The organism is Methanobrevibacter sp., assembly GCF_045586545.1.
Classification (GTDB): Archaea; Methanobacteriota; Methanobacteria; order Methanobacteriales; family Methanobacteriaceae; genus Methanocatella.
The window spans coordinates 39,113-45,520 of record NZ_JAZNAN010000124.1; the positions used below are offsets into that span (position 1 = coordinate 39,113).

Here is a 6,408-nt window from a genome sequence, read left to right on the forward strand (position 1 = left end):
TTAAGTCCAGGCTTGGTTAATGATTTGAATATATGTTTTTAGTGGTGATGGTTTTTTACAGGTTAGTTTTTTTTAAGATTGTTAGCCAAGCCTTAATCACCCTCTAAAAGATAGGCAATTCCTTCAATGATCAAGACAATACCAATAACGGTTGCAAGGAAAATTGGATTGTTACCTGCGAAAATTGCAAGAGCTATTGCAAGAATACCCATCAATATAACAAGTATTGATGTAAAGGTTGTGATTCTGTTTGATTTGGATATCAATCCGGTTATTCCAAATAAAATCATTATAAATCCTATAATATAGAATTCGAAAGCAACTAAGAATGATATTGCATCAAGGTAGAATATAAATAACAATCCTAATATAATAGTGATTATTCCAATGATGATTGTGGATATTGCGAATACATTAAATCTAGGTTGCATTTGAAAGCCCTTGATTACGGCTGGAATACCGAAGAACAATAGACATAATCCAACAATGATTGAAACTACTCCGCTTGAAAACATTGGGAGTAAAATAAATATTAAACCTATGATGATAAAAATTATCCCTGCAGTTTTTTCAAAAGCCATTACCGTTCACCTCCGTTTGTAATAAACTAAGTATATATATGATAAAAATATTATTTAAAAATATGGTTGATTTTGAGGAAATTATTAACACAAGAAGAAGCATTCGTGAATATCAGGACAAGCAAGTCAGTGATGAAGACATTATCAAAATCCTAAAGGCGGGAATGCAGGCACCGGGATCAAGGCTTGGAGCTGAACCATGGGAATTTGTAGTTGTAAAAGATAAGGAAACGTTAGCCAAACTTGCTGAAATCAAGCCCAGGGTAAAAACAGCACCGGTTGCAATTCTGCTTGTGGCCAATATTGAAAGGGCATTCTATAAGGCTCATTGGCAGCAGGACATGTCTGCAGCGGCCGAAAACATGCTGCTTGAAGCAGTCAATTTAGGTTTGGGAGGTCTTTGGAACGGCGTGGCACCAACTGAAGAGACCATGAAAAATGTAGCTGAACTGTTTGGCTTGGATAACGTCAATCACCTTCCTTTTTGTGTAATAACCTTAGGATATCCTGCCGAAGGATGGGAAAACAAATTCATGGACAAATTTGATGAGACAAGGATTCACTATGAAAAATATTAAATATGATTTTGAAAGTGTTATTGACCGTAAAAGCACTAACTGCCTTAAATGGGACTTTTTTGATGATGACTTGCCGATGTGGGTAGCGGACATGGACTTTAAGGTAGCTCCCGCTATCCAGGATGCCATTCTTGAAAGGGCAAATCATCCTGTCTACGGCTACACCATCGTTCCCGATGAGCTTTTTGAAGCCTACATCGGCTGGTGGGATAGACGGTACGATTTGAAAATGTCAAAGGAGGATATGGCATATTCAATTGGTGTTATGCCCTCAATATCATCAATGATAAGGTGCTTGACTGGTGAGGGTGATGAAATATTGATTCAGTCACCGGTATATCATGTATTCTATTACGTCATTGAGGACAATAATCGTAGGGTCTTGGAAAATGAGCTGATTTATGAAAATGGACAGTACCGTATTGATTTCGATGATTTGGATGAGAAACTGTCAAGGGTCAAGATGATGATACTCTGCAATCCCCACAATCCAATCGGTAAAATCTGGTCAAAAGAGGATTTGGAACGTATTGGGGAGTTATGCAGAAAGCATGATGTAATATTAATTTCTGATGAGATTCATTGTGACCTGACAGATCCCGCAATAAAATACAATCCATTTGAAGCGGATGATAATGTCATCAGATGTCTTTCCCCTTCAAAATCTTTTAACATTGCAGGATTTCAAAGCTCAATAGTTCACACAACCAATAATGAGCTATTGGATAAAATTAAAACTCAGATGCACATTGATAACTCAGATTCATGCAACGTATTTGCAACAACTGCCGTTATTGCTGCATATAACGATTCTGAAGAATGGTTAGATGAACTAAAAGAAGTCATATATGAAAACAAGCAAATAGTAAAGGATTATCTGTCTTGTGAATTGCCGGTTATTAAATTGGTCGAGTGTGATGCAACATACTTGTTGTGGCTTGATTGTTCTGATTTGAAAGTGCCTTCAAAGGTTTTATCTGAATTTTTAAGAACTAATCAAGGGTTATTCTTATCAGCCGGCATTGATTTCGGTAAAAATGGGGACAATTTCTTGAGGATGAATATTGCCTGCCCTCAAAAGCTTTTGAAAGATGGTTTGGGAAGGTTAAAAGCTGGCGTTATGGCATTAAACATTATCAATAAAGGATTGTATTAGCCAGTCTGAAATGCTGATGTCTGAAGCGTATCTTATGATTTCATCTTTTTTAAACCAGTGTGCCCTGACGATTTCATCACCATCTACCTTAATGTCTCCTGATTCATACTCTGCAGTGAAACCTAGCATTAGTGAGTTTGGAAACGGCCAGGATTGGCTTCTTTGATATTTTAAATTTTTTATTTTAATGCCCACTTCCTCTAAAACCTCTCTATGAACGGCTTCTTCAATGCTTTCACCAGGTTCGACAAATCCGGCTATCAAAGCATATCGGATGTTGTCATGGTAGCTATGCTTTGCCATAAGCAATTCGTCGCCTTTTCTGATGGCCACAATAATTGCAGGGGAGATGCGGGGATAATGGTTCTGACCGCAGGAAGGGCATTTTAACATCATGTCCTTTTCATCTAATTGAGTTGGTGTTCCGCATCTTCCGCAGAACCTGTGGGATACATACCAATCGTTTACAAGAACGGCTTTTCCCGCAATATGGTACAGGTCATGATCGAATTCATAAACTTCATGTAGAGGATAGAATGATTCATTAGTGTCTACATTAATGACAAAGGCTTTTTTATCTTTATAGTCTCCAATATACAGGCAAAAATTAACATTAAAATTGTCAAGGGATGTAGGCAATTTTTTATCTTCATCCAAGCATAATTCTCTGTTTTCATTAAAAATAAATAGGTAATCATCAGAATCTGGTGTGAGTTCTTCACTAAAATTGATCTTATAGTTTTCATAGAGGGATTTTTCAATCATGTTTAATGTTCTATCCTAACTTTTTATTATATTATTGCTTTTATAATGAAAAATTGTTCTCAGAAAACCATTTAATAAATGTTTTTTGATTTTAATTAAATAATTGGATTATTTAATAATTAATTGATTTAATTATTTTCAAATTCTGTCTTAGTATAGTCGGATAGTTTTTTGTATTTTTAATTTCTGTCTTAGTATAGTCGGATAGTTTTTTTGTATAATGAGGTTCTATTGGGAGATGAAATTTAAAAATATATATTATAGTATTTCTCTTAAAGTTTTTACCTTTTTTGGGGATTACTTTCCAAATGCTCTCTTGCTATTTTTTTAAGTATATTTGGTGGACATATTTGTTATTATGAATTTTCTTGTAGATTTTTGTTAAGTGAAAAGTTGAAGAAAATATTTATATTAACTAAATTTTGGTGTTTGGTTATGTGCAGTGTGGTAAATAAAGGTTTGAAATTGGAGATTTTGCCTAATGAGGATATGACTACTGTTTTAGAGCAAAACATTGGTAATGCACGATTTCTATGGAATAACATTTTAAGAAGATATAATGACTTGTATAAGCTATTCCGTTTTCATGGCTATCCTTTATCTCCATATATCCGTAATTTAAATGCTATTTTAAAAATGCTAAAACAAGAAAATAGATTTTTATATGAAGGTGAGTCCACAAGTCAACAACAGGTTTTCCGTGATTTAAACAAAGCATTTACTAAATTTTTTAAAGAAGGTACTTGTTATCCGAGGTTTAAATCCAAAAAGAACCCTAAACAATCTTTTAGAATTCAAAAAAATGGAAATAACATACGTATAACCAACAGAAGAATCCGATTAGCCAAACTAGGTTATGCGCACTACCGAACAAGCTCACAATATAAAAAACTACTGAAAAACAGCAAAATCAACAATGTAACCGTGAAAAAGGAAAATGGCAAATATTACGCAATAGTCAATATCAAAACCACTGTTAAAGAATTAGAAAAAACCGGAAAAAATATTGGCATCGATTTAGGATTAAAAAATCTTGCAACACTCTCCAATGGCCAAGAGATAACCAATCTAGACCTAAAAAAAGAAGATAAAATAATCAAAAAATACCAGCAAAAATTATCCCGACAAAAATACAATAGTAAAAATTACCAAAAAACCTTAAAAAAATACCACAAATGGTTAAACCAAAAAAACAACAAAATAAATAACGCATACCACCAACTAAGTCACCATCTCGTCAAAAACTATGATATAATAGCAATGGAAACACTAAATATCCAGGGAATGTTTAAAAATAAGCGATGGGCACCAAAATTACAAAAAATAAGCCTACACAAACTACAGGAAATGATAAAATACAAATCACAATGGTATGGAAAAAAATTCATACAAATACCAAGATTTTACCCATCCAGCCAACTATGCAACATCTGCGGATACCAAAAACACAACCTAACATTAGACATAAGAAAATGGACATGTCCCACCTGTGGAACAACACACCACAGAGACATAAACGCAGCAAAAAACATACTACAAAAAGCAATAAAAAATATATATCATAAAAAAAAGATAAATATTAAAAAATAATATTCCAACCCGTAAGTCAACGGGGGATAGCTTGGTAATTCTTATGACTCACAAGAGCATAACAGCCCAAGAATAATTTTACAAAATGGTAAAAACATTAAGTAAAAGACTAAAATTAATTACAAAAGATAGTATGGTGATATTTAATGGTATCTGAAAATATGGAAAAAGCATTAAACGGACAGTTAAATGCTGAAGTTTACTCAGGATATTTATACTTGTCTATGGCAGCTTACTTTGAAGATGAAGACTTAGCAGGATTTGCTAACTGGATGAGAGTTCAAGCAGCTGAAGAATTGGAACATGGAATGAAATTCTATGACTACATTATCAGAAGAGGAGCTTCTGTAACTTTAACTGCAATCGAAGGACCTCAAACAGAATGGGATTCTCCTGTTGCCGCATTTGAACATGTCTTGGAACATGAACAAAAGGTTACTGGTCTTATCAATGATTTAGTGGACCTAGCTATTGAAGAAAAAGACCACGCAACCAACAACTTCCTGCAATGGTTTGTCGAAGAACAAGTCGAAGAAGAAGAAAACGCAATGGAATTGGTTGCTAAAATAAAACTCGCTGATGGCGATAACAGATTAATTTACGAATTAAACAAAGAATTAGGTGCACGTGCACCATCCGAAGACTAGATTCATTCTAGTCTTAACTTATTTTTTTGGGTGTTAAGATGAATTGTCCCGAAGGTCCCACTAGTGAAGCTCAAATTGACTCAGCAAGATATGAATCAACATTAATTGGGGAAAATGAACTTGGCAGTGTGCATCTGCATGGTCCTTTTGGTGATGAAGAATCTGAAGTCAAAATAGCTTATCTAATTGGAATGCACCCTCTTGAAAGCAAATCTCACAGAGCATTATTTGAAAAGTTAAGATCTAAAAGTGATTTAAAATATTGCTATTATTTGTATAACATTAATGTCCTGGACAAAACTTCCCAAAGCGAAGGAAGAGATGAAGGACAGCTCTTGGCTCGGGAATTTGTTCGTGATGACATCATCAATAAAGAATTTGATCTGTTTTTAGATATCCACTCTAATCGTGGTTCACATGGTCCAGGAGATTATCAGATTACTAATTTTGTTTTTGCACCGGGCTTTGATGATGAATCTTCCAAATTCATGAATGAAATAATCGATTCAATCGATGGAGTTGTTTATTACGCTCCCGAATTCAGATCAAGTCCGCCATTCATTACAGAACCAACTGCAGAAGCTGGAATCCCAACTATCGTTTATGAATGCTACTCATATGAAGAAATGGAGTTAACATTGGATTTGGTGGAAAAATTGGTAAGCACTGTTGATAATTTGGATTTCGATTAAAAAAAGAAGAGAAAAGTATTTTTTCTCAAAAAATATTAAAATGCGTATATTAATGCAACAATTAAAGGTATAATCAATGTGATATATACAGTTGCAATTGTTACATCAATGTCGTCTAAACCTTTTGGAATTAAGCTTTCTAAATCCATAAATCTATTTTGCATTTACTGATATAAAATACTTTTTATTTTTTTTAAAGTTAATTTGAAAAAATATGGTTTCAACAAATATATGTTTTGGAGCCAATCGTTGTTTAATGAGATATTTAGGCTTTCTGTATGGATTATTGTGCAAAATTTGCTGGGATGGGGTGTGTGGCTTTACTTCTTTGTCAAAATCGAGAATCTGGGTGAAGAAGCTTTGGCGATATCTAATATATTGCGTTCACTATCTACATTG

At 34.0% G+C, this 6,408-nt stretch carries 7 protein-coding genes; 5 read left to right on the top strand and 2 right to left on the bottom strand.

Annotation, left to right across the window (positions count from 1 at the left end):
* Positions 1–92: 92 nt before the first annotated feature.
* Positions 93–581 (bottom strand): DUF308 domain-containing protein, encoded by a 489-nt coding sequence (locus ACKI3D_RS09450; protein WP_407394006.1) that lies wholly within the window; start codon positions 579–581, stop codon positions 93–95.
* Positions 582–643: 62 nt separating this feature from the next.
* On the opposite strand from ACKI3D_RS09450, the gene ACKI3D_RS09455 reads away from it, so the two are divergent.
* Together ACKI3D_RS09455 and ACKI3D_RS09460 are read left to right on the top strand one after the other, a co-directional pair.
* Positions 644–1,159, top strand: coding sequence for a nitroreductase family protein (locus tag ACKI3D_RS09455; RefSeq protein ID WP_407394016.1), 516 nt, complete (start codon positions 644–646; stop codon positions 1,157–1,159).
* Positions 1,146–2,315 carry a MalY/PatB family protein gene (locus ACKI3D_RS09460; RefSeq protein WP_407394008.1) on the top strand — a complete coding sequence of 390 codons (1,170 nt, stop codon included), beginning with the start codon at positions 1,146–1,148 and terminating at the stop codon, positions 2,313–2,315. Before ACKI3D_RS09455 ends, ACKI3D_RS09460 begins: the two co-directional genes overlap by 14 nt.
* On the opposite strand, the gene nudC is transcribed toward ACKI3D_RS09460, so the two are convergent.
* Positions 2,286–3,080: an NAD(+) diphosphatase gene (nudC, locus tag ACKI3D_RS09465; RefSeq protein WP_407394009.1), complete on the bottom strand. Its 795-nt coding sequence runs from the start codon at positions 3,078–3,080 to the stop codon at positions 2,286–2,288. The two genes, ACKI3D_RS09460 and nudC, sit on opposite strands and share 30 nt — an antisense overlap.
* Positions 3,081–3,515: 435 nt before the next feature.
* On the opposite strand from nudC, the gene ACKI3D_RS09470 reads away from it, so the two are divergent.
* The 3 genes from ACKI3D_RS09470 to ACKI3D_RS09480 all read left to right on the top strand — a co-directional run bounded on the left by ACKI3D_RS09470 (position 3,516) and on the right by ACKI3D_RS09480 (position 6,009).
* A complete protein-coding gene (locus ACKI3D_RS09470; protein ID WP_407394011.1) occupies positions 3,516–4,670 on the top strand; it encodes an RNA-guided endonuclease InsQ/TnpB family protein in 1,155 nt (384 codons plus the stop codon).
* 146 nt (positions 4,671–4,816) lie between these two features.
* Positions 4,817–5,317, top strand: a complete 501-nt coding sequence (locus ACKI3D_RS09475; protein ID WP_407394013.1) for a ferritin — start codon at positions 4,817–4,819, stop codon at positions 5,315–5,317.
* Between the two features lie 38 nt (positions 5,318–5,355).
* Positions 5,356–6,009, top strand: a complete 654-nt coding sequence (locus ACKI3D_RS09480) for an adhesin (protein WP_407394015.1) — start codon at positions 5,356–5,358, stop codon at positions 6,007–6,009.
* The last annotated feature ends 399 nt before the right edge of the window (positions 6,010–6,408 follow it).